Genomic DNA, 21,710 nt, shown 5'->3' with positions numbered 1-21,710 from the left:
GGGCACCTTCCTAAATAAAATGAATGACCGCATCAAATGACATTTAAGTCAGCAACGGATTAGCGTTGCTGATTGTTGTTATTTGAGTTTTGTTGGCCTGAATCTTTTTGATTCGAACCTTGTTGTTGACGGCGGTTGTCATTTTGCTGTTGTTGCTGATTGTTTTGTTGCTGTTGATCGTTTTGCTGTTGGTTGCCTTGTTGCTGCTGGTTGTTACGGTTGTCGTTTTGCTGTTGTTGTTGCTGTTGATTATCGCGTTGATTGCTTTGATTATTAGTAGTGCTCATCTTTAATTACCTCATATCATTTATGATGTGTGTTTTATCTGAGAGCTTCAGATAGGTTCATTTAAACATGAAATTTTTTAATGTGTAGCTTTGGGGTGTTACCCTATATTTAAATGTAAATTTAAAAATTAAATAAAACCTTGATTTCTATAAAATGTAATTTTAATGATTAAACATAATTAATATGAATATAGTTAAAATTACATTTGGGTACATAGAGGTTAAATAAAAGCTATGATCATTTCTAAATATGTATTTGTTATCTTTTATGAAGGAAAGCTATTTTTTATTATCTAATATTATATATTCTATATCTTGAGTAATGTAATAGAGCAGTTGTCTAAGTTTAAGATAGGGTAATCCTTTAAATATACGTCTGAAATTATAAAAATTATCTTTATAATAAATGGAATAAAAAAAGGTACCTACAGGTTTTTCTTGAGTTTCAGAACCTCCTTTTTTTAATAACCCGGTACAGGCAATATAAAGATCGGCATTTAAGAGTTCTTTACCTTTTTTGATCATCTCTACAGTGACTTGCATCGACTCAGGCGTATATTTTTCAATGAGTTCGGGTGAAATATGAAGTGTATTTTCTTTGACACGTAAGTCGTAGCTGACCAAACTACCAATCAGAATATCACCTGAATAGGGACTCAAAGAAAAGCGATAAGCTAAATAACCTGCCGAAGCACTTTCAAAAAAAGCGATTTTAATTTTTTCTTGTGCTAGTAATTTACAACATGAGTTAAACATTTGTATTCTCCTTACAATTGTTTTTAATTTAGTTATAAGATTATTTTTAATTTCTTTTTGTTAAGTTTTTAGTCTTTATAATTTTAAAAGTAACTCAAATGTAAATTTAGTTTGTTATTTATATATTTTTTATAAAAACAGATAGTTAAATTATTCTAAAGTTGAGAATGTAAGTTTGTGTTATTTTTTATGTTATTGAATTTTAAAGATTTAAAAATATATTAGATTTCTTAATAACGTAATATAACAAAGCTAGGCTGGGATTATAGTTTGGTTAAAGTATGGTAATTTATATCTCACTAAAGGAGAATAGAAATGCCTGTTGTAGTGAAAAAAAGATTATTAGACCTATTACAAGATAATCAACAGAACTATTACGAATTATTCGTTTTTTTCCTTGATCCTGATATTTCTAGTTTTGAAAAAGAGAAGAAAGCAAGAGATTTCCTTGTTAAAGAAATAGATAAAATAAATGAAAATGAAATAGATTTTCCTGCAACTATAAATACGGTTAAAGAATGGTGTGTAAATGACAATAAACAAAATTGTGAGTTATTTCAGGCTTATTTAAACCGTAGACAAAGTGGGGGTGAGAGAGAATACTTCCAGAATGTCGGTCAGGCATTTGAATTTTTAATTAAGGTCTCTCCAACTAAAAAAGTAGATGGTGCATGGCTATATAGCTCAGTTCACTACTGGAACGATCCGGTTTTTCATGACCTTATTATTACCTATCTAGAAGAGCTTGGACTCGGTGAGCCGAAAGCAAATCACGTCTGTATCTATGAAGACTTGCTGCGTAGTCTAGGACTCGATAGCTTTGATCTGCTTTTAGAGGATGAATACTATCATAATGCCGTGATTCAGCTGGCGCTTGGCTATGCTCCACCTGAGTTTATTCCCGAAATTGTCGGCTTCAATTTAGGTTATGAGCAACTGCCACTGCATTTACTCATTAGTAATTATGAGCTGGCAGAACTGGGTATTGATTCTAAATATTTTAATTTGCACATCACTATCGATAATATTGATAATGGACATGCAGATAAAGCAATTAAAGTTATAGAAAATATTTACGATAAATACAGAGATAAAGAAGCTTTCTTTAATAAATTAAAACGTGGTTTTGCTCTTAATAATCATGGTGTTTCTTCTTCAAAAATTATTAAAAATTTAAATCTTGAAGATTTAGTCCTTAAAATTTTAAAAAGAAAAGCGCTCGTGGGGCAGCTTATTCATAACGAAACTAGACAGTTTGGATGTAAAACCATTAACCAATGGTTATCAAACCCAGAAGACGTTAAAGGTTTGGTTACACATCTTATTGATCACAAATGGATTAAATTTAATACCGACCCTGAGCAGAGCGTGTTCTGGCGGATGATTAATGAAGAAAATGGAAAAATGTTTGGGGTATTTAACCCTGTGGAACGTCAAATTATTCATGACTGGATTGCTGGTACTGATCATTCTTCTAACTACTTGGCCTACAGTAGAGAACTTAAGAATAGCCAGCGTATTCAAGATTATCTGTTTAGCTATATTTCTGATGGCGAACTCGATGCACTCCAAGAGCGTATACGTCAGACACCCGATCTTGCCATAAAAATATGCAAGCTGACTCCGTTTTTGGCCCCAGATTCACACCATAAAAGCATTGGTCTCTGGAGCACACGTAAATATGTCGAACTCCTTTTTCCCTATTTAAGTTCCTTTAACAAAACTAACTCTTGAAGTTTTTAATTCACCCCACGTTTAACTTTAAAACATAGGTAATGAACATGACTGATAATGTTAAATCAACAAATAAAACAAGTGAAATGGCTGGTGCTGACGCTGCAAATAAAGCCAATACTACCCAAAAAACTGAACAATTAGACTCAGTCAGAGACGATGCAACCAATGAAGCCTTAACCACAAATCAAGGGGTTAAAATTGCTGATAACCAGAATAGTTTAAGAGCAGGTATTCGCGGTTCGACACTATTAGAAGATTTTATTTTACGAGAAAAGATTACTCATTTTGACCATGAACGTATTCCTGAGCGTATTGTGCATGCACGTGGCGTGGGTGCTCATGGTTACTTTCAGGCTTATGAAGGAAATGAGCGCTTAACAAAAGCTGGTTTTTTGACTGACCCAACCATTCAAACTCCAATTTTTGTACGCTTCTCAACAGTGCAGGGACCACGTGGTTCTGCTGACACCGTTCGTGATATTCGTGGTTTTGCCATTAAATTTTATACCCAAGAGGGTAATTTTGATTTAGTCGGCAACAATGCGCCTGTGTTTTTTGTGCAAGATGGAATTAAGTTTCCAGACTTTGTTCATGCAGTAAAACCTGAGCCAGATACAGAAATACCAACAGGAGCAACTGCACACGATACTTTTTGGGATTTTGTGTCTTTAGTACCTGAGTCAGCACACGCGGTGATTTGGGCTATGTCAGACCGTGCAATTCCACGTAATTTACGCTCAATCCAAGGGTTTGGGGTTCATACATTCCGTCTTATTAATGCCGAAGGAAAATCACATTTGGTGAAATTCCACTGGACCCCTAAACAAGGTTTAAGCGCTTTAGTTTGGGATGAAGCTCAAAAGCTTGCTGGTAAAGATCCGGATTTCCACCGTCGAGATCTTTATGAAGCGATTGAGAATGGGGTTTATCCTGAATGGGAGCTCGGTGTACAAATTGTTGAAGAAGAAGACGAGATGAACTTTGACTTCGACTTATTGGACCCGACAAAAATTATTCCTGAAGAGCTGGTTCCAGTGACACCAATTGGCCGATTTGTTTTGAACAGAAATGTAGATAACTTCTTTGCAGAAACAGAGCAGGTGGCTTTCTGTCCGGGACATATTGTGCCGGGGATTGATTTTACAAATGACCCGCTTCTACAAGCACGTCTATTTTCATACACCGATACCCAGTTAAGCCGTTTAGGTGGACCAAATTTCCATCAAATTCCGATCAATAAACCTGTGTGTCCATTCCATAATAATCAACGTGATGGTATTCACCAGCATACGATTCATAAAGGGCAGGCTTCATATCAACCAAACTCAATTGATAATGATTGGCCAGCCGAAACCCCACCTGCTGCTTCAAACGGCGGTTTTGAAAGCTATCCTGAACAGATTAGCGGACATAAACTTCGTCAAAGAAGCGAGACTTTTTCTGATCATTTTTCACAACCACGCCTTTACTACAAGAGCCTTGCACCTCATGAGCAAAAGCATGTGGTCGATGCCTACACTTTTGAGTTAAGTAAAGTGCAACGAAAACACATCCGTGAGCGTCAAGTTCAACAAATTTTGGCAAATATTGATCTCGACTTAGCACGACAAGTAGGCGCTAATTTAGGAATTGAAGTACCTGATTTAACGCTAGATTATAAAAAAACCGCAGTTGAAAAATCGGCGAAATTATCTTTCTTAGCTTTCCCACCCCAAGATATTCAAGGTCGAAAAGTTGCAGTACTTATTCATAATTTAGTGAAATCTGATGCATTAGAAGCTATGAAAAACTGGGCAATTAAAGAAGGGGTGACTCTTCATTTATTAGCGCCAAGCTTAGCTCCTGTAAAAGATCATCAAGACAGTATTATTACGGCTGATGGCATGCAAATGGCTGAACCGTCAATTGCGTATGATGCAGTGATTATTCCTGATGGCGATAACTTAAACGCTGTCATGCAAGACGGAGTGACTCGCCATTATCTATTAGAAGCCTACAAGCATTTAAAACCAATTGCATTTTTAGGTAATAAATCTGATTTACTTGAACCGCTAGGTTTAGTTCCCGATGAAGGCACTCTAGTTGGAGATGAATTCCAGCCGATTGCTGAAAAGTTCAAAAACCTGATTATGGCTCATCGTGTTTGGTCACGAGAACCAATAGCTGCCCACATACCAGCTTAAAAAACAAAAAGCCCTGAAAGTTTTAACTTTCAGGGCTTTTTTATATTTTAGGGGTTAACCATTTACGATTTGACCACCATTTACATGAATGACCTGACCTGTAATATAACTTGCATCATCTGAGGCAAGAAAAAGATAGGCGGGAGCAACTTCACTTGGTTGTCCCATTCTTCCCATTGGGGTATCTTTACCAAATTCTTTAACGGTTTCTGCATCGAAACTGCTTGGAATTAATGGTGTCCAGATGGGTCCTGGCGCAACACCATTTACCCGAATTCCTTTTTTCTGTTTCATTAAATTGTTCGATAAGCTACGCGTAAAAGTTGTAATCGCACCTTTGGTACTTGCATAATCAATGAGCTCATCATGGCCTTGATAGCTGGTAATACTGGTTGTATTAATAATACTGTCGCCTTCTTCCATATAAGGAATGGCTTCTTTAGTAAGATAAAACATTGGGAAAATATTAGTTTTAAATGTCTTTTCTAATTGCTCATTACTAATACTTTCAATTTCTTTTTGCTGATATTGCACACCAGCGTTATTCACTAAAATATTAATTTTGCCGTAATGTTGTAGAACTTTATCAATATCGAGTTTTGCAACATCTGGGTCAGAAATATCACCTTTTAATAAAAGACAATGTTGTCCTTCTCTTTCAACGAGTTGTTTAGTGATTTCAGCGTCTTGATCTTCTTCGAGATAAAGTATCGCAATATCAGCGCCCTCACGAGCAAACAATACTGCGACAGAACGACCTATACCGCTATCGCCACCACTAATAACGGCAACTTTATCTTTTAGCTTATCGCTACCTTTATGGGTACTTTTTATTATCTCAGGTTCAGGGTGCATTTTTTCCTGATCACCTGGTTGATGAGATTGAACTTGTGCGGGGGCAGATGTTGGATACTGGTTTGTTGAGTTTTCCATTTTTAAATACCTCGGTTGTAATATCTAATTTTTATATAGTGAGCTGTTACCGCGTAAATGTGAGTAAAATGAATTTTTTAATAAGTTGTCTTTGTTATTTTATTTGTAAGGATGTAAAAAAATATTTTATATTTGAGGGCTAAATAATATCAATTAACTTGATTTTGTTTTTATCAATCATGCTTTCAATAATAGATCTATTTCCTGTGTCTTCTAACCAGTTTTCAATCGGTATATTATTAGATAAGTCTAATATTTTTTTAATAATTTCTTTTGCTCCATCTATATTTTCTGAATTTTTATTATTTTTAACAGCTATATTATCTAACAACAGTTTTATATCTTCATGTTCTATATTTTTTGACTTAATAATATATAAGTCTCTTTGGAAGGGATGACTTGCATGAGGTGGGTCCAATCTATAGCTCCATTCTTTGTCATAGTTCTGCCATGAGTTTTTGGACTTAATATGTCCTAGTAAAATTTCAGGGATAGAAATATGGATATATTGTAGAGCTGACTGTTGATTTTTTAATTGCATAGTTAAGTTACTCAAACCATCTTATTAAAATTAGTTTTAAATATTCATATTAATCTCTCAAGTAAATTAATTCTGAAAATGTAATGATATATGTTATTGTTTTTTAATTAAAATAATTGTTTGCTTGTTATTTTCTCAATAGATCTGGTGTTGTGTTAGTTTACTGTTTTGTACATTTTGAAATTTTTTGTTATCAGTTAAAATATTTTAACTGTGTTTGTAAAAATATATTGTAGTGTACCCTTAGGTAATAAAGAGTATATCCAATATTTAAAGAGTAAAATTATTAATAATTAAAATTTTTAAAATATTTTAAAAATAATATGTTTATAAGAAATTTCATTTTTTGATTGATATACATTTAAAAGGATTGATACATCACTTGGGTGGGAAAATATTATAGATATTCTATTGTTATTAAATCCGTTAACTAAAAGCGGTAGTGACTATAATTAAATATAGGAAGATATAACTATGGCTAATACTAGATATGAAGATGATGATAACAATAGAACAGGTACTTCAAATCGTGGATTTGCAAGTATGGATCCTGAAAGAGTACGAGAAATAGCCAGCAAAGGTGGGCGAGCTGCTCACGCGAGTGGTAATGCACATGAGTTTACCTCTGAAGAAGCTCGTGAAGCTGGCCGAGCAGCCCATGCAAGTGGTAACGCTCATGAATTTACGTCTGAAGAAGCGCGTGAAGCGGGTGCATTAAGCCATAAAAATGATGGCCGTAATGGTCGTGGCCGCGGTCGTGATGATGACGACGATGATGACGATCGCGGTAGCCGCTCAGGTGGTCGAGGCCGAAGCCGTTACGACGACGATGATGACGATGATCGCGGTGGCCGTTCAAGCGGACGAGGCCGAGGTCGCAGCCGTGATGACGACGATGATGATGACGATCGCGGTGGCCGTTCAGGCGGACGAGGCCGTGGCCGCAGCCGTGATGACGACGATGATGATGACGATCGCGGTAGCCGTTCAGGTGGACGAGGCCGTGGCCGCAGCCGTGATGACGACGATGATGATGACGATCGCGGTAGCCGTTCAGGTGGACGAGGCCGTGGCCGCAGCCGTGATGACGACGATGATGATGACGATCGCGGTAGCCGTTCAGGTGGACGAGGCCGAGGTCGCAGCCGTGATGACGATGATGATGACGATCGCGGAGGCCGTTCAGGCGGACGAGGTCGTGGTCGCAGCCGTGATGACGACGATGATGATGATCGCGGTGGTCGCTCAGGCGGACGAGGTCGTGGCCGCAGTCGTGATGACGATGATGATGACGATCGCGGAGGCCGTTCAGGCGGACGAGGCCGTGGCCGCAGCCGTGATGACGATGATGATGACGATCGCGGTGGTCGCTCAGGTGGTCGAGGCCGAGGTCGCAGTCGTGATGATGACGACGATGATGATCGTGGTGGCCGTTCAGGCGGACGAGGCCGTGGCCGCAGCCGTGATGATGACGACGATGATGATCGCGGAGGCCGTTCAGGCGGACGAGGTCGTGGTCGCAGCCGTGATGATGACGACGATGATGATCGCGGAGGCCGTTCAGGCGGACGAGGCCGTGGTCGCAGCCGTGATGACGATGATGATGACGATCGCGGAGGCCGTTCAGGTGGACGAGGCCGTGGTCGCAGCCGTGATGACGATGATGATGACGATCGTGGCCGCTCAGGTGGACGAGGTCGTGGTCGCAGCCGTGATGACGACGATGATTATGATGGCCGTGGTCAAAACTCTCGTAATCAAAAACGTGATGCCTACGGACGTTTTACGTCTTAAGCAGAATGTTTTAAAAACAAAGGAGGCTTTTGCCTCCTTTGTTTTTTAGCTTACTTACTGTATTTACTGAGGGAGAGGTTGTAGGCCTTTTACAATATCAAGGTATTCAGAACCGTTTAACCAAAAAGATTTTTTCAAAAAAAGTGTCGTCATAATACTTTCGGCTGCTTCGCTATCTGGATTTTCACAAAATAATCCGTAGCTTTCACCTAAAACCGCATCATTTTCAATTAGGCGGATATAGTAAGCATGTTGCTCATTTGCATAACCTAAAACCGCATCACGTTGATTTTTCATTTCGCATGTCTCCATACCAAAAACTGAATTTAACCAGAATGTTAAGTGTTCAGAATCTCATTTGATAAAAATCAAAAAACAGTCAGCGATAACGACTATTTCGAAATAGGTTTTGATTTTCTTCAAATTGCCATTTTGGTTAAAACATCCCTGTTAAAAACAAAATGGATTAAAATCTGATCATGAGATTTATTGTTATGCAAAAAAAATATTTCGTCAACTTGAAAATGTAACTTTTTCAAGTTACATTGTTTGTGTAGGATTTGAACAGTGGAATGGAGGCAATATGCCAAAGAAAAAAGAGTTCGAGCATGGCGGTGCACGAGAAAATGCCGGACGTAAAGCACAGTTCAATGAACCCACCAAAGTCATTCGTGTTCCCGAGTCTCAAGTTAACTTTATCAAAAATTGGTTACTGAATAATGTCAAAACCAATAACTTGACCGACTTTAACTCAAAACTTAATGTTCAGCAGGTCCACCCGAATAACGATAAAATTTACCACATTCCTTTGGCAACTGAACGTGTTGCGGCAGGTTTTCCTTCACCTGCGCAAGATGATATTGAGCAAGCACTCGATTTAAATGAATATTTAATTAGAAATGAAAATGCAACGTTCATTGTCAAAGCCAACTCTTTGTCAATGTTAGATGCTGGAATTGATATTAATGATCCGCTTATTGTGGATCGTAGCATTCCCGCTAAATCGGGTGATATTGTGATTGCACTCATCGATAATGATTTCACTGTGAAGCGCTTAATGATTGATAGTCAATTTCATCCACCTAAAGTTTGGCTAAAAGCAGAAAATCCTGATTATCAGAATATTTATATTGAAGAGGGGCAAGAACTGGTTATTTGGGGAGTCGTGACTTATAACCTCAAACGAATGAGATAATTTTTTCTTATATTTATTATTTAAGTTACTGACCTGAAATCGAGGCCAGTAACTTTTTCCTAAGTGACTTTTAAATTTGCCCAATCAATAAGCACGTTGCGATAACAACCATCAAACCACCTGAAAAACGGCCGACTAATTGTGCTGCTTGTGGTCTGGTTTTTAAAATGGCCTCTGAACCATAACCCACCATTAAGTAAATTATCGCGCAGCTAATCATGTGGACAACACCGAAGGCAAGAATTTGTGTTGTCACTGTCCATGAAGCAGTAGTGTCAATAAATTGAGGAAGCAGTGCTAAAAAGAGCAAAAAAACTTTCGGGTTTAAGCCACTTACATAAACGCCTTTGGTTGCCCAGCTCAACCATGACTGAGCTTTTTCAGAACCAGACTCGTTCGGAGTAGGAGGGGTAAGTAATAAGTTTATTCCCATCCATAACAAATAAGCAGAACCTGCAATTGTTAGGATCATCAGAGCAGTTGGATTATTTGCTACAAGCAGGCCAACACCAGCCGCTACCAATAAAATCGTAATAAAGTGCCCAAATAGCATACCTGCAACAGCGGGTACGACGACTTTGCCTTTAATCCCTGCCGAAATGGCATAGGCCCAGTCTGCCCCTGGCGTAATAATAAAAAGAATGGAGACACTCCAAAATGCAATAAAAATGTTAAAAGCCATATGCTTATCTCGGCGAACTATTTTTCCAAAGGTTTCACTCGTGGTTTAGAAAAAATCCCTATTTATTCGAGCTTGTTGAAAATAATATGCTCATGTATTTAGAATGTGCTTTTAAATATTTGCTCATATCACACTCATTTGGGGTAAATTTTTCTAAATGGATCGCACAGATAAAAAGATTCTTGCTGAATTGCAATTAAATGGCCGATTATCTATTACTGAATTGGCAGAAAAAGTCGGTTTGAGCATTTCACCTTGTCATAGACGAGTGAAGGCTTTAGAAGAGTCAGGAGCTATCAAAGGTTATCGGGCAGAGCTCGACCCAAACTTAGTGGGATTTGAATTTTCAGCGATTGTTTTTATTACGCTTAAAGAAGGCGATAAACAGGCAGTCGAGAAGTTTGAAAATGCCGTGATAGACATCCCACAAATTATTCAGGCACAGCGTTTGTTTGGTGAGCCAGATTATTTACTACATGTGGTGGCCAAAGATTTACCTGCTTTTCAGCGTTTGTACGATGAAAAATTATCTGCTATTCCAAGTGTGCAACGACTCATCTCAACCATTGTGATGAAAGATGTAGTGCCTGAACGTTTATTCCCGATTGGCTAAGAATCATCAGATATAAAAAAAGAAGCTTTAAAGCTTCTTTTTTAGTTTTAAGAATATTTAAGCATCGAGTGTTTTACACAAAGAACAGATCGTACCGTTATGTTTGTGAGAGAACATAATATCTGGGCGCTCATAGCCTTGCTCACATACACGGCAGTGATAGACGGTAGCAACAGGAGTGCCTTCAGCATCATAACGTGGTTCTTTAATACCGTCATCGTGTGACTTGATGTAGTATTTTCCTTTGGTTAGTAAGCCCATGATTGGTGTTAATACAAAAGCAAGCACAAGTGCGATAAGCGGTGAGTAAGGTGCCAAGAAACTACCGAGTAAGCCGAAGAATGCTGCAATTGATAAGCCTGCTGATACAAGGAACGCAACCATACCGACAGGGTTTACGTTGTATAGCATGTCACGGCGGTATTCTGGCTCTTTCGGTGAAAGTTTTAATACATATTTATTAATTGAAATATCTGTTGCAACAACCACAACCCAAGCAATCGCAAAGTTTGAATAGAACCCTAAGATTTTACCCAGTACCGCGAACATATTGCCTTCCATTAAAGCAAGCGCAATTGCTAAGTTCACCATCACAAAGACAATACGACCAGGATAATGTTTGCTAATACGAGTGTAGGCACTTGTCCATGCAAGGGAACCAGAGTAAGCATTGGTCACATTAATTTTAATTTGAGAAATAACCACCAAAATCACTGCAAGTGTTAAAGCTGCCCAGCCCGGAAGCATGTCATGAAACGCTGCATTAAACTGTTGAACAGGTTCAGTGCTGTTTACGCCCGGTATTTTAGTAAGTAAATAGAAACCTAAAAATGCCCCGATAATTTGTTTAATCGCCCCTAAAATCACCCAACCCGGACCCGCTGAAATAACCGCAGCCCACCATGCTTTGCTATTTTCTTTTGTTTTAGCAGGCATGAAGCGTAGGTAGTCAATTTGCTCACCAATTTGCATAATCAAAGATAGACATATACCAGCACCCAACATGATTGCTGCCATGTCTACAGTTGCGAAACCTTCGTTACCTGTGAAAGTTGCAAACTGGCTGACTAAGGTAGGTTCTTGATAAATCAGATAGGCCACAGGACCAATCATCAGAACCAGCCAAAGCGGGGTAGTCCAGACTTGTAATTTACTTAAGGCTTTCATGCCGTAAATTACCAGCGGTATGACCATAACTGTTGAGATGAGATAACCTGCCCAAAGCGGAATACCTAAACCGAGCAATAACCCTTGCGCCATGATTGAACCTTCAAGGGCAAAGAAAATAAAGGTAAAACTGGCGAAAATGATACTGGTCAGGACTGAACCGATATAACCGAAACCTGCACCGCGGGTAATCAAGTCAAGATCGATGTTATAGCGCGCTGCGTAGTAGGCTAAAGGAATGCCGGTTAAGAAGATAATAATCGCTGCAAATAAAATGGAGAAAACAGCATTGGTTGTTCCGTAAGACATACCAATACTGGCGCCAATAGAAAAGTCAGCAAGATAGGCAATACCACCAAGTGCAGTAATAGCGACAACTTTGGGACTCCAGCGCCGAAAGCTGTGTGGAGCATAACGTAAAGTATAATCTTCTAAGGTTTCATTCACTGCTTTTTGTGAATCTGTACCTTGCACAGTGTCCAGATTTGGATGTTCAGATACACTCATAACATCAATCTCCCAATCATTTTCGGTCAATCAACACAAATATTGATCATTGTTTTTTGATGGATTTGAGTGTGTGATTTTTGGGAAAAATTGAAAATACGTTATTTTGCGTATATGTGCGTATTCGAGAAAATCGCCATGATAATTGACTTTTGGCATAAGGATTGCTGGGTTTAATGCAGCCCTATCCAAAACATGAGTGTTATGCCAGATTCTTCACGCCCCCAACAAGCGCCACAACGTGTGATCAAAACACGCCGTGAATATAATATTTGGGTGGCAGATGAAAGTATTGAAGATTATGCGCTCCGCTATGCACCCACCTCTGTACGTAAATGGTCACCTTGGACAGTTACCAACACCGCAATTTCGACCGTTAGCTTTTTGGCGATGGAAGCCATTGGGGCGACCATGCTTTGGCAGTATGGCTTTAGCAATGCAGTATGGGCAGCAATAGTCGTATGTACGATTATATTTTTAACCAGTTGGCCGATTAGTTACTACGCCGCAAAATATAATGTAGACGTCGATTTGCTTACTCGTGGTGCAGGTTTCGGCTACATTGGCTCAACCATTACATCTCTGATTTATGCCAGCTTTACCTTTATTTTGCTTGCGTTTGAAGCCGCAATTATGGCGATGGCACTTGAGCTGGCTTTAGGTATTCCACAAGTCATTGGTTACTTAATTTCGGCATTAGTGATTTTGCCTTTAGTGGTCAAAGGTATTGGTTTTATTAATAAAGTTCAGGCAATCACACAGCCAATCTGGCTCTTATTGCTGTTGTTACCATGGTTTTTTGTACTTTGGAAACAACCACAAATTTTAAGTAGTAGCCTGCATTTTGTTGGTGCTGTTTCAAACTCGACCGATTTCAATTTGTATTACTTTGGTGCGGCCTGCACTCTTATTTTTTCATTTGTGATCCAAATTGGTGAGCAAGCTGACTATTTACGCTTCTTACCGCAAAAAGAAAAGAACAGAACCGCATGGCGTTTTGCCGTTTTTCTAGGTGGTCCATCTTGGATTATTTTTGGATTTCTAAAAGTTTTGATGGGCATGCTGCTGATGGTGTTGGCTTTTCAGCTATTTATTCCTGTCTCTGAACTAGACAATCCGACTTATCTGTATTGGGTTGCCTATCAACAATTTATTCCAAACCCTCAGCTAGCGTTAATATTGACTCTAGCACTGGTTTGCTTGGCGCAAATTAAAATTAATATGACCAATGCCTACGCTGGCTCATTGGCATGGTCCAACTTTTTTGCGCGCTTAACTCATAGCCATCCGGGGCGAATTGTTTGGCTTCTTTTTAACGTGTTTATTGCCATTGTTTTGATGGAAATGGGCATTAGCCATGCTGTTGAACGTATTTTGGGACTATATAGCAACATCGCTTTGGCATGGATTGGCGCCGTTGTTGCCGATTTAATTATCTGTAAACCTTTAGGATTAAGCCCAAAGGGAATTGAATTTCGCCGTGCTTACTTATATGACATTAACCCCGTAGGCGTTGGCGCCTTACTGATTGCTTCAGTGTTATCGATGCTTAGTTATTTGGGCTTTTTCGGTCTTATGGCGAAAGGCTTGGCGAGTTTTATTGCTTTGGGGAGTGCGGTGTTATGTGTTCCTATTATTGCTTACTTAACCAAAGGCAAATATTACATTGCACGCCAGCCTGAAAAAATTCAGGCGACTTCGGTTGCTAACTGCGTGGTATGTGAACGGGACTATGAGCTTGCCGATATGGCGGGTTGCCCAGCCTATAACGGTACGATTTGCTCTCTATGCTGTTCACTTGAAGCACGCTGTCACGATTTATGTAAACCCGATGCACGTTGGTCAGTACAGCTCAAAAAAGCCATTTGGCACTATTTACCAGAACGTTGGGCTAGTCGTCTAAATAGCAGGGTCAGTTTGTATCTATTGTTGACTCTAGGGCTGTCGATCGTTTTGGCAGTGAGTTTAAGTCTGGTTTATATCCAAGAAAAAACCTATTTAGAAACCATTAATGCGGCAGCCGTTCCGCAGTTATTTACGCTGTTTGTAAAAATCTACACCATTTTATTTTTATTAATGAGTGTTGCTGCATGGTGGTTAGTGTTAAACGATGAAAGTCGTCGTAATGCCGAAATCGAAACGCATCAGCAAACTGCATTATTGATTGATGAAATTGCTGCCCATGAAGTCACTTCAAAAGACCTGCAAGATGCCAGAATTTCAGCAGAACGGGCAAATGATGCAAAAAGCCGTTATGTCATTGGCATTAGTCACGAACTAAGAACGCCTCTAAATAGTATTTTAGGCTATAGCCAATTACTCCAAAAACAAGAGCAGCTTTCAGAACAAGGCAAAATGGCGCTCGGTGTGATTAGCCGTAGTGGGCAGCATTTAACTTCACTGATTGATGGTTTACTAGATTTAGCACGAATTGAAACAGGCAAGATTTCTTTAAATGTAGTGGACGTTCATTTCCCAAATTTTATTGAACAAATTATTCAAATGTTTCAGCCACAGTTTGAACAGAAGAATTTACAGTTTGTTTATGAAATTGGAGATAACCTGCCGCACTATGTTCGTACCGACAAAAAACGCTTAGAACAGATACTTATTAACTTACTAGGCAATGCTTTAAAGTTTACAACGAGCGGCACAATTACTTTGAAAGTCGAGTACCGATTTCAAACAGCATATTTTGAAATTAGAGATACGGGCTGTGGTATTGCCGAGGCAGATTTAGAACGAATCTTTAACCCGTTTGAACGGGGCAGCAATGTAGTGCAAGGTGGATTTACCGGAACAGGGCTAGGCCTACCCATTGTAAAATTATTAGTCGATTTACTTGGTGGCCAGCTATCTGTGACTAGTCAGCTCAATCAGGGTTCACAGTTTAATATTAAGTTTTATTTACCTTCAAAAGAAGTGGTTCATCCAATTTCTAATGTTTACTCCAACCAAATTACAGGCTATCAAGGCGAACGAAAACGAATTTTGGTTGTCGATAATGAAGCGGTGGACCGAGGATTAGTTGCTAATTTTCTCAAACCTTTAGGATTTATGATTGAAGAAGCCGAGTCTGGCATTGATTGTTTAAGACGTGTACCTATTTTTCAGCCGAACCTGATTTTGATGGATTTAAATATGCCTTTGATGGGTGGGTGGGAAACTGCGCGATTATTGCGTCAGAATAATATTACCAATGTACCGATCTTAATTATTTCGGCCAATGCAGGCGAGCGCGAAGTCAATCCACAAGATGCGGTCTTAAGTGAAGACTTTATGTTAAAACCAATCGACCTGAATTTGTTGCTCAGTAAAATTGGAGATAAGTTAGGTTTGATATGGATTGATTTTAAATCGGAAGCACACCTTGAAAATAATGAAGTTCAAGCATTGGATGTAAAAGTGTTTAAGCAAGAGCAAGCCACTGTTCATACATTAATTACACAACTAGAAAATAATGATCTTCTCGATTTACCGCAAAGCTTGCAGCATTTAAATGATTTAATTGGACAGGGGTACATTCGTGGAATTCAACAGACTTTAACGCAATGCCGTCAAAATTTTCCAGAGCATAACGAGTTATGGGAACAGCTTGAACACGCTATTCAAAAGTTTGATTTAAAACACGCGCAACGATTAATTCAGGATAAGCAATGAGTACGCAACATGTTTCTTTTCAGCAAGCTTCGCCAAACGAGCAGGCTGTTATTCTGATTGTGGATGATGTGCCGGAAAATTTAGGCTTGCTACATGAAAGTCTGGATCAGGCAGGTTATCGCGTGCTTGTCACAACTGATGGGTTAAGTGCAATTGAAATAGCTCATCGATGCTTACCAGATATGATTTTGCTTGATGGCAATATGCCCCATATGGACGGTTTTGAAAGTTGCATACAGCTTAAAGCAAGTCCGATTACGCAGTTTATTCCCGTTATTTTTATGACAGGTTTGTCTGAGACAGAACATATTGTGCGTGGTTTTCAGGTCGGCGGGGTGGACTATGTAACCAAACCTTTGAATATTGAAGAAGTATTAGCAAGGGTAAAAACACATTTGGCACATGCTAAACTATTGCAACAGCAAAAACAGGTGATTGACGCAACGGAAACAGCCATTCTTGCGCTAGACGTTCACGGTAAAATTGTTTGGAAAACCCAAAAAGCCAGTGATTTACTGAATCAATATTTACCCGAATTAGAGGGTTTTGAGGCAGGTTTAAAAGCTTGGTTTTCAGACTTAGAAAATGAAAAAGACCCTAAAAAATTAACCAGCTGTTCTTATTCGACACCATCTCAGCAATTACAGCTTTTATTGCTTACGCCGTGGGAAACTGAACCAAGTGTGGCAAAAAATTATCTGATACAGATTAAGACTTCTACGCCGGCTTTGGAAATGGCTGATATTTTGAAATATTGCCCACAGTTGACTCAACGTGAGGCAGAAGTCATGCACTGGTTATTGTTAGGGAAAACCAATAAAGATATTGCAGAAATATTGGAGCTTAGCCCACGGACCGTGAACAAGCATTTAGAACATATTTTTGAAAAACTTTGCGTTGAAAATCGAACTGCTGCCGTGGCGCACATTAATAGTTTGGTGCAAGAGTTTCACTAATTTAATTGACGATTGTATTTAAAAAGCATACAGACTCACTGCTAAAAATAGTCTATTTTTTTACACTTAAATTTGTTCTTATAGATAAAGATATATAAAGTCATTTTTAAATAAATTTGAGCCATAATATGAGGAATTCATTGTGAATATTCAACAAAAAGATGATGCAAAACACGGCAGCTTTAGCTTACTTGATGGTGAAACTGTTGCAGGCGAAATGACTTATACATGGGCAGGCGAAGGCATGCTGATTATTGATGCTACAGATGTAAATGAAAATTATCGGGGACAAGGCGTAGGTCGCCAATTACTGGATGCTTTGGTGGCTTTTGTTCGTGAAAAAGACGTAAAGGTGATTCCGCTTTGCCCATATGCTAAATCGGTTTTTGATAAAGACCCAAGCATTGGGGAGGTACTGAGAAAGTAAAGAATAGATTAAAAATCATTTAAAAAAATCGGGCGTTGGTGTCCGATTTTTATTGGTTTTATTGTTCATCTTTGTTTTAGTGAATATGTTTTAAGCAGTTGTATTCAACTGATTTGAAGGTTTTCGATTGGTATATCGAATTTATCAAACTTATAGAAAAGCTTATCTAATAAAAATAGTTTTAGACCAATTGGGAAAAAAATAAACTTCTTACACAAATATTTAATGGCTGACGAAAGCTAAATATTTATAACGTTTTAATATTATTTTTTGGAATTTTCCTTGAACTGGCAGTATATCCATAGTGTGTTGCCGCAATTTTTCTCTGCAACTTTGACCACGCTGAAAATTTCAATTATCAGTATTATTTTGGCAATTATTGTAGGGCTAATTTGCAGTATTTTAATCACATATCGTGTGCGGGTACTAAATAGAATTGCCCAGTCGTATATTGAGTTATCTCGAAATACCCCCTTATTAATTCAACTGTTCTTTTTGTATTACGGTTTACCAAAGCTTGGCATCAAAATCGATGGTTTCGCTTGTGGTGTGATCGGACTGACCTTTTTAGGTGGAAGCTATATGGCTGAAGCTTTCCGAGCGGGTTTGCAATCTGTTGCAAAAGGGCAGATTGATTCTGCAAAAAGTATTGGTTTGCAACCGACTCAAATTTTTAGATATGTCATTTTTCCTCAAGCACTTGCCATTTCAATTCCGGCAATAGGGGCAAATTGCCTATTTCTGATTAAAGAAAGTTCTGTGGTTAGTGCTATTGCTGTCGTTGAACTGCTTTTTGTCACTAAAGACTTAATTGGTATGGACTATAAAACCACCGAAGCTTTGTTCTTACTCATCATGGCTTATCTCATTATTTTATTGCCCGTGTCTATTTTAACCAGTTATCTGGAGCACAGAAGTCGGAAGGTGAGCCATGGAACTTGATTATCTATTTCAAGCGAGTCACCTCGAACGTTTAATGTGGGGACTTTGGGCAACTGCAAAAATTGCATTTATTTCGGTGTTCTTCTCTGCAATTTTCGGCACAGTTTTCGGCGTAATTATGACTTCTAAAAACATAGTCGTTAAAGCACTGTGCCGGTTGTATTTAGAAGCCATTCGAATCATTCCGATTTTAGTTTTGCTGTTTGTGTTTTATTTCGGCTTTGCGACATGGTTTAACTGGCAATTTTCTGCAATGTGGGTGTGCATTGTTGTATTTGTTTTGTGGGGTACGGCTGAAATGGGCGATTTGGTTCGTGCAGCCATTACCTCGATTGATCAGCATCAACGCGATTCGGCCTATGCGCTCGGACTTACCCATGTTCAAGCCTTGGTGTATGTCATTTTCCCGCAAAGTCTAAAACGAGTAACGCCAGGTGCGATTAATTTATTTACTCGAATGGTGAAAACCAGCTCTTTGGCAGTCCTGATTGGTGTGGTTGAGGTGATTAAAGTTGGCCAGCAAATTATTGAAAATTCGCTGTTAACCGTACCCAGCGCTTCTCTTTGGATTTATGGCTTTATTTTTATTTTGTATTTTCTGATTTGCTATCCCTTATCTCGTTTGGCGGCACATTTAGAAAAGGTCTGGGAGTAATTATGCCTTTGTTATCGATACAACAATTACAGAAATCATTTGCACAAAGTCATATTTTACAGGGCATTGATCTGGATGTAGAACAAGGAGAGGTGGTTGTTATTTTAGGCCCATCGGGCTGTGGTAAAAGTACCTTACTTCGCTGCATTAATGGCTTAGAACCGATTCAAGGTGGTGAGATTCGTTTAACAGGCTCGGGTGTGTTGGGTAAAGATGTTGACTGGACTAATGCTCGTCAAAAAATTGGTATGGTTTTTCAAAACTATGAGCTGTTTGGGCATATGAATGTCATTCACAATATTTTGCTTGGACCACTCAAAGTGCAAAAACGCCGCCGTGATGAAGCTGAACAAGTTGCAGATGAGTTGTTAAAGCGCGTCGGACTCTTTGAACGAAAACTTGATTATCCGCGACAACTTTCCGGTGGACAAAAGCAGCGTATCGCCATTGTCCGTTCACTGGTCATGCAACCTAAAGTCATTTTGCTCGATGAAATTACCGCTGCGCTTGACCCAGAAATGGTTAGAGAAGTGCTCGATGTTGTTTTGAAACTAGCCAATGAGGGGATGACCATGTTGATTGTGACACATGAAATGTCATTTGCCCGAAAGGTTGCCGATCGAATTATTTTTATGGATAAGGGCAAAATTATTGAACAGGCGCCACCTGAAGAGTTTTTTGAACAGCCGAAAACAGAACGAGCTAAAACCTTTTTAAATATTTTGTCGTATTAAGTCTTTTATTATTTGAATCATGAGGAAGTGAATGTTTAAACGTAATTCAATAAAAATATTAAGCAGTATTGCTGTTGCTGGGGTGTTATTAACGGCATGTAGTAAAACGCCATCAACTGAGCAAGCAAGTAATACTCAAGAAGACCAGTCTTTAGAGCAAGTCAAAAAAAATGGGGTGTTACGAGTTGCTGTTTTTGCTGATGATCCGCCGTTTGGTTATGTAGACAGTGCTGGCAATAATCAGGGCTTTGATGTGGCCTTAGCAAAACGAGTCACTAAAGATCTGCTCGGCGATGAAAAGAAAGTTGAGTTTATTGTGACGGAAGCTTCAAATCGGGTGGAGTTTTTAAAATCAAACCGTGCCGATGTTGTGTTTGCGACATTTACAGTAACGCCTGAACGTAAGGAGGTTGTAGATTTTGCCGAGCCTTATTTAAAAGGTGCTTTCGGTATTGTCTCGCCTAAAGTTAAGCCGATTACTGACATTGCTCAATTGGAAGGTAAAACGTTAATTGTAAATAAAGGTACCAGTTCAGATACCTATTTTACCAAGCACTATCCGAAAGTGAATTTACTGAAGTTTGAAAGAAACTCAGATGCGTTCAAAGCCTTGACCGACGGTCGTGGCGACGCAATTTCACAAGACAGTACTTATGCTTTAGCGTGGGCCGCGAAGAACCCAAATTATGTGGCGGGTATCCAGTCTATTGGTGATCAAGAGTTTATTGCACCAGCAGTTAAAAAGGGCAATACCCAATTATTGAATTGGCTCAATACTGAAATTAAGCAGCTAAGAACAAGCGGTGAAATTAAGAAAATTTATGATGAAACCTTAAAACCAATTTATGGTGAATCGGTTAATCCTAATGTGTTTTTAGATGTAGGCCAATAATTTTCGATATCGCTGGAGCAGTGTCTAAAAGTAGGCACTGTGATTTTAAATAAGACTTTTACAAGAACGATAGGGTGAAATAATGACAACACTAACTTTACAAAATATAAAGCATGTCCTCGCTGCATCTTTGCTGAGTTTAGGTTTGGTTGCATGTGATAAAGGCACGCAATCTAATGAAAAAACAGCTGACAGCACTCAAACTGTGTCGAGTATTGAGCAGATTAAAAAGAATGGAGTCGTGCGTATTGGTGTATTTAGCGATAAACCGCCGTTTGGATATTTAGATGCTCAAGGTAAAAATCAGGGTTTCGATGTTGAGATTGCCAAGCATGTTGCTAAAGACTTGTTAGGTGATGAAAACAAGGTAGAGTTTGTTTTAACTGAAGCTGCAAATCGTGTCGAATATTTAAAAGCCAATAAAGTGGATATTATTTTTGCCAACTTTACGGTTACACCAGAACGTAAAGAAGTAGTCGATTTTGCTAAACCTTATTTAAAAGTTGCTTTGGGTGTGGTGTCTCCTAAAACTCATCCAATTACAGATATTGCTCAACTCAAAGATAAAACTTTGTTGGTGAATAAAGGTACTACGGCTGATTCATTCTTCACTAAGACTCATCCTGAAATTAAACTGCAAAAGTATGAGCAAAACACTGAAACCTTTGATGCTTTAAAAGATGGTCGTGGTGCTGCGCTTGCACATGATAACTTGCTGGTTTTAGCTTGGGCTAAAGAAAATCCAAATTACACTGTTGGCATCACAAGTTTAGGTGAGCAGGACTTAATTGCACCAGCAGTGAAAAAAGGCGATAAAGAGTTATTGGACTGGTTGAACCAAGATCTAGAAAAATTGGCAAAAGAAGGCGTGATTCATCAGGCTTATGAAAAGACGTTGAAACCAGTGTATGGCGATACGATTAATCCAAAAGATTTATTGGTTGAGTAGTCGTACTCATAGCCCCTAATGACTAGGACTCTAGATAGTATTTGCTTGAGCTAGTATTCATCTACAGCCTGCCCATAATTTATAAAGATAATGTTTTTGC

The 21,710-nt window shown here is 38.8% G+C and carries 21 protein-coding genes; 13 read left to right on the top strand and 8 right to left on the bottom strand.

Annotated features, from left to right (window positions below; all coding sequences use genetic code 11):
* Positions 1 to 59: 59 nt before the first annotated feature.
* On the bottom strand, positions 60 to 287 hold the full coding sequence (locus AC52J8_RS10845; RefSeq protein ID WP_016141364.1) for a hypothetical protein: 228 nt from the start codon (positions 285 to 287) through the stop codon (positions 60 to 62).
* 279 nt (positions 288 to 566) lie between these two features.
* Positions 567 to 1,043, bottom strand: coding sequence for a CinA family protein (locus AC52J8_RS10840; RefSeq protein WP_032062686.1), 477 nt, complete (start codon positions 1,041 to 1,043; stop codon positions 567 to 569).
* Positions 1,044 to 1,358: 315 nt separating this feature from the next.
* Here AC52J8_RS10840 and AC52J8_RS10835 point away from each other — a divergent pair, with 315 nt between their 5' ends.
* On the top strand, positions 1,359 to 2,777 hold the full coding sequence (locus AC52J8_RS10835; RefSeq protein ID WP_086399316.1) for an iron-containing redox enzyme family protein: 1,419 nt from the start codon (positions 1,359 to 1,361) through the stop codon (positions 2,775 to 2,777).
* A gap of 41 nt (positions 2,778 to 2,818) precedes the next feature.
* Entirely contained in the window at positions 2,819 to 4,963 is a 2,145-nt protein-coding gene (katE, locus tag AC52J8_RS10830; protein ID WP_086399317.1) for a catalase HPII, read from the top strand.
* 54 nt (positions 4,964 to 5,017) lie between these two features.
* On the opposite strand, the gene AC52J8_RS10825 is transcribed toward katE, so the two are convergent.
* A complete protein-coding gene (locus tag AC52J8_RS10825; protein ID WP_000432004.1) occupies positions 5,018 to 5,896 on the bottom strand; it encodes an SDR family oxidoreductase in 879 nt (292 codons plus the stop codon).
* 139 nt (positions 5,897 to 6,035) lie between these two features.
* Positions 6,036 to 6,437, bottom strand: a complete 402-nt coding sequence (locus AC52J8_RS10820; RefSeq protein WP_086399318.1) for a DUF6367 family protein — start codon at positions 6,435 to 6,437, stop codon at positions 6,036 to 6,038.
* A 474-nt stretch (positions 6,438 to 6,911) separates the two neighbouring features.
* Between AC52J8_RS10820 and AC52J8_RS10815 the strand changes: the two genes are divergently transcribed.
* Entirely contained in the window at positions 6,912 to 8,231 is a 1,320-nt protein-coding gene (locus AC52J8_RS10815) for a KGG domain-containing protein (RefSeq protein ID WP_150378167.1), read from the top strand.
* A 63-nt stretch (positions 8,232 to 8,294) separates the two neighbouring features.
* On the opposite strand, the gene AC52J8_RS10810 is transcribed toward AC52J8_RS10815, so the two are convergent.
* Positions 8,295 to 8,528 (bottom strand): hypothetical protein, encoded by a 234-nt coding sequence (locus AC52J8_RS10810; RefSeq protein WP_002114518.1) that lies wholly within the window; start codon positions 8,526 to 8,528, stop codon positions 8,295 to 8,297.
* Positions 8,529 to 8,814: 286 nt separating this feature from the next.
* On the opposite strand from AC52J8_RS10810, the gene AC52J8_RS10805 reads away from it, so the two are divergent.
* The gene (locus AC52J8_RS10805; protein ID WP_005069871.1) at positions 8,815 to 9,426 is read left to right on the top strand and encodes a LexA family protein; all 612 of its coding nucleotides are present in this window, start codon (positions 8,815 to 8,817) and stop codon (positions 9,424 to 9,426) included.
* Between the two features lie 70 nt (positions 9,427 to 9,496).
* Here the strand turns inward: AC52J8_RS10805 and AC52J8_RS10800 are convergent, their stop codons facing one another.
* A complete protein-coding gene (locus tag AC52J8_RS10800) occupies positions 9,497 to 10,108 on the bottom strand; it encodes a LysE family translocator (protein ID WP_032056392.1) in 612 nt (203 codons plus the stop codon).
* A 157-nt stretch (positions 10,109 to 10,265) separates the two neighbouring features.
* Between AC52J8_RS10800 and AC52J8_RS10795 the strand changes: the two genes are divergently transcribed.
* Entirely contained in the window at positions 10,266 to 10,721 is a 456-nt protein-coding gene (locus tag AC52J8_RS10795) for an Lrp/AsnC family transcriptional regulator (RefSeq protein ID WP_000376211.1), read from the top strand.
* 57 nt (positions 10,722 to 10,778) lie between these two features.
* On the opposite strand, the gene AC52J8_RS10790 is transcribed toward AC52J8_RS10795, so the two are convergent.
* Positions 10,779 to 12,395 carry a purine-cytosine permease family protein gene (locus AC52J8_RS10790; protein WP_002114289.1) on the bottom strand — a complete coding sequence of 539 codons (1,617 nt, stop codon included), beginning with the start codon at positions 12,393 to 12,395 and terminating at the stop codon, positions 10,779 to 10,781.
* 195 nt (positions 12,396 to 12,590) lie between these two features.
* On the opposite strand from AC52J8_RS10790, the gene AC52J8_RS10785 reads away from it, so the two are divergent.
* The 3 genes from AC52J8_RS10785 (at position 12,591) to AC52J8_RS10775 (ending at position 17,438) form a co-directional block, all read left to right on the top strand.
* A complete protein-coding gene (locus AC52J8_RS10785; protein ID WP_086398868.1) occupies positions 12,591 to 16,055 on the top strand; it encodes a hybrid sensor histidine kinase/response regulator in 3,465 nt (1,154 codons plus the stop codon).
* Positions 16,052 to 17,011, top strand: coding sequence for a response regulator transcription factor (locus AC52J8_RS10780; protein ID WP_086398869.1), 960 nt, complete (start codon positions 16,052 to 16,054; stop codon positions 17,009 to 17,011). Before AC52J8_RS10785 ends, AC52J8_RS10780 begins: the two co-directional genes overlap by 4 nt.
* A 142-nt stretch (positions 17,012 to 17,153) precedes the next feature.
* Positions 17,154 to 17,438 (top strand): GNAT family N-acetyltransferase, encoded by a 285-nt coding sequence (locus AC52J8_RS10775; protein WP_496538774.1) that lies wholly within the window; start codon positions 17,154 to 17,156, stop codon positions 17,436 to 17,438.
* Positions 17,439 to 17,542: 104 nt separating this feature from the next.
* Here AC52J8_RS10775 and AC52J8_RS10770 read toward each other — a convergent pair whose 3' ends face one another.
* The gene (locus AC52J8_RS10770; RefSeq protein ID WP_081035431.1) at positions 17,543 to 17,656 is read right to left on the bottom strand and encodes a hypothetical protein; all 114 of its coding nucleotides are present in this window, start codon (positions 17,654 to 17,656) and stop codon (positions 17,543 to 17,545) included.
* Positions 17,657 to 17,720: 64 nt separating this feature from the next.
* Between AC52J8_RS10770 and AC52J8_RS10765 the strand changes: the two genes are divergently transcribed.
* The 5 genes from AC52J8_RS10765 (at position 17,721) to AC52J8_RS10745 (ending at position 21,610) form a co-directional block, all read left to right on the top strand.
* A complete protein-coding gene (locus AC52J8_RS10765; protein ID WP_198912069.1) occupies positions 17,721 to 18,380 on the top strand; it encodes an amino acid ABC transporter permease in 660 nt (219 codons plus the stop codon).
* A complete protein-coding gene (locus AC52J8_RS10760) occupies positions 18,370 to 19,035 on the top strand; it encodes an amino acid ABC transporter permease (RefSeq protein ID WP_000418065.1) in 666 nt (221 codons plus the stop codon). Before AC52J8_RS10765 ends, AC52J8_RS10760 begins: the two co-directional genes overlap by 11 nt.
* A 2-nt stretch (positions 19,036 to 19,037) precedes the next feature.
* Positions 19,038 to 19,769 carry an amino acid ABC transporter ATP-binding protein gene (locus tag AC52J8_RS10755; protein ID WP_086611332.1) on the top strand — a complete coding sequence of 244 codons (732 nt, stop codon included), beginning with the start codon at positions 19,038 to 19,040 and terminating at the stop codon, positions 19,767 to 19,769.
* A 31-nt stretch (positions 19,770 to 19,800) separates the two neighbouring features.
* The gene (locus AC52J8_RS10750) at positions 19,801 to 20,661 is read left to right on the top strand and encodes a transporter substrate-binding domain-containing protein (RefSeq protein ID WP_086398871.1); all 861 of its coding nucleotides are present in this window, start codon (positions 19,801 to 19,803) and stop codon (positions 20,659 to 20,661) included.
* An 82-nt stretch (positions 20,662 to 20,743) separates the two neighbouring features.
* A complete protein-coding gene (locus AC52J8_RS10745; protein ID WP_086398872.1) occupies positions 20,744 to 21,610 on the top strand; it encodes a cysteine ABC transporter substrate-binding protein in 867 nt (288 codons plus the stop codon).
* Positions 21,611 to 21,710 lie beyond the last annotated feature (100 nt).

It is taken from the genome of Acinetobacter sp. S-1, assembly GCF_059579785.1.
Note: the sequence above shows the minus strand (reverse complement) of the source record. Positions and strands in the feature narration are given on the sequence as shown.

What these genes read in the sequence shown, in the direction of transcription:
- AC52J8_RS10785 (WP_086398868.1), top strand. Translation starts at nt 12,591, where the DNA reads ATGAGTGTTATGCCAGATTCTTCACGCCCCCAACAAGCGCCACAACGT.
- AC52J8_RS10825 (WP_000432004.1), bottom strand. Translation starts at nt 5,896, where the DNA reads ATGGAAAACTCAACAAACCAGTATCCAACATCTGCCCCCGCACAAGTT.
- AC52J8_RS10835 (WP_086399316.1), top strand. Translation starts at nt 1,359, where the DNA reads ATGCCTGTTGTAGTGAAAAAAAGATTATTAGACCTATTACAAGATAAT.
- AC52J8_RS10745 (WP_086398872.1), top strand. Translation starts at nt 20,744, where the DNA reads ATGACAACACTAACTTTACAAAATATAAAGCATGTCCTCGCTGCATCT.
- AC52J8_RS10840 (WP_032062686.1), bottom strand. Translation starts at nt 1,043, where the DNA reads ATGTTTAACTCATGTTGTAAATTACTAGCACAAGAAAAAATTAAAATC.
- AC52J8_RS10820 (WP_086399318.1), bottom strand. Translation starts at nt 6,437, where the DNA reads ATGCAATTAAAAAATCAACAGTCAGCTCTACAATATATCCATATTTCT.
- AC52J8_RS10760 (WP_000418065.1), top strand. Translation starts at nt 18,370, where the DNA reads ATGGAACTTGATTATCTATTTCAAGCGAGTCACCTCGAACGTTTAATG.
- AC52J8_RS10810 (WP_002114518.1), bottom strand. Translation starts at nt 8,528, where the DNA reads ATGAAAAATCAACGTGATGCGGTTTTAGGTTATGCAAATGAGCAACAT.
- AC52J8_RS10755 (WP_086611332.1), top strand. Translation starts at nt 19,038, where the DNA reads ATGCCTTTGTTATCGATACAACAATTACAGAAATCATTTGCACAAAGT.
- AC52J8_RS10845 (WP_016141364.1), bottom strand. Translation starts at nt 287, where the DNA reads ATGAGCACTACTAATAATCAAAGCAATCAACGCGATAATCAACAGCAA.
- AC52J8_RS10750 (WP_086398871.1), top strand. Translation starts at nt 19,801, where the DNA reads ATGTTTAAACGTAATTCAATAAAAATATTAAGCAGTATTGCTGTTGCT.
- AC52J8_RS10780 (WP_086398869.1), top strand. Translation starts at nt 16,052, where the DNA reads ATGAGTACGCAACATGTTTCTTTTCAGCAAGCTTCGCCAAACGAGCAG.
- AC52J8_RS10790 (WP_002114289.1), bottom strand. Translation starts at nt 12,395, where the DNA reads ATGAGTGTATCTGAACATCCAAATCTGGACACTGTGCAAGGTACAGAT.
- AC52J8_RS10795 (WP_000376211.1), top strand. Translation starts at nt 10,266, where the DNA reads ATGGATCGCACAGATAAAAAGATTCTTGCTGAATTGCAATTAAATGGC.
- AC52J8_RS10805 (WP_005069871.1), top strand. Translation starts at nt 8,815, where the DNA reads ATGCCAAAGAAAAAAGAGTTCGAGCATGGCGGTGCACGAGAAAATGCC.
- katE (WP_086399317.1), top strand. Translation starts at nt 2,819, where the DNA reads ATGAACATGACTGATAATGTTAAATCAACAAATAAAACAAGTGAAATG.
- AC52J8_RS10815 (WP_150378167.1), top strand. Translation starts at nt 6,912, where the DNA reads ATGGCTAATACTAGATATGAAGATGATGATAACAATAGAACAGGTACT.
- AC52J8_RS10800 (WP_032056392.1), bottom strand. Translation starts at nt 10,108, where the DNA reads ATGGCTTTTAACATTTTTATTGCATTTTGGAGTGTCTCCATTCTTTTT.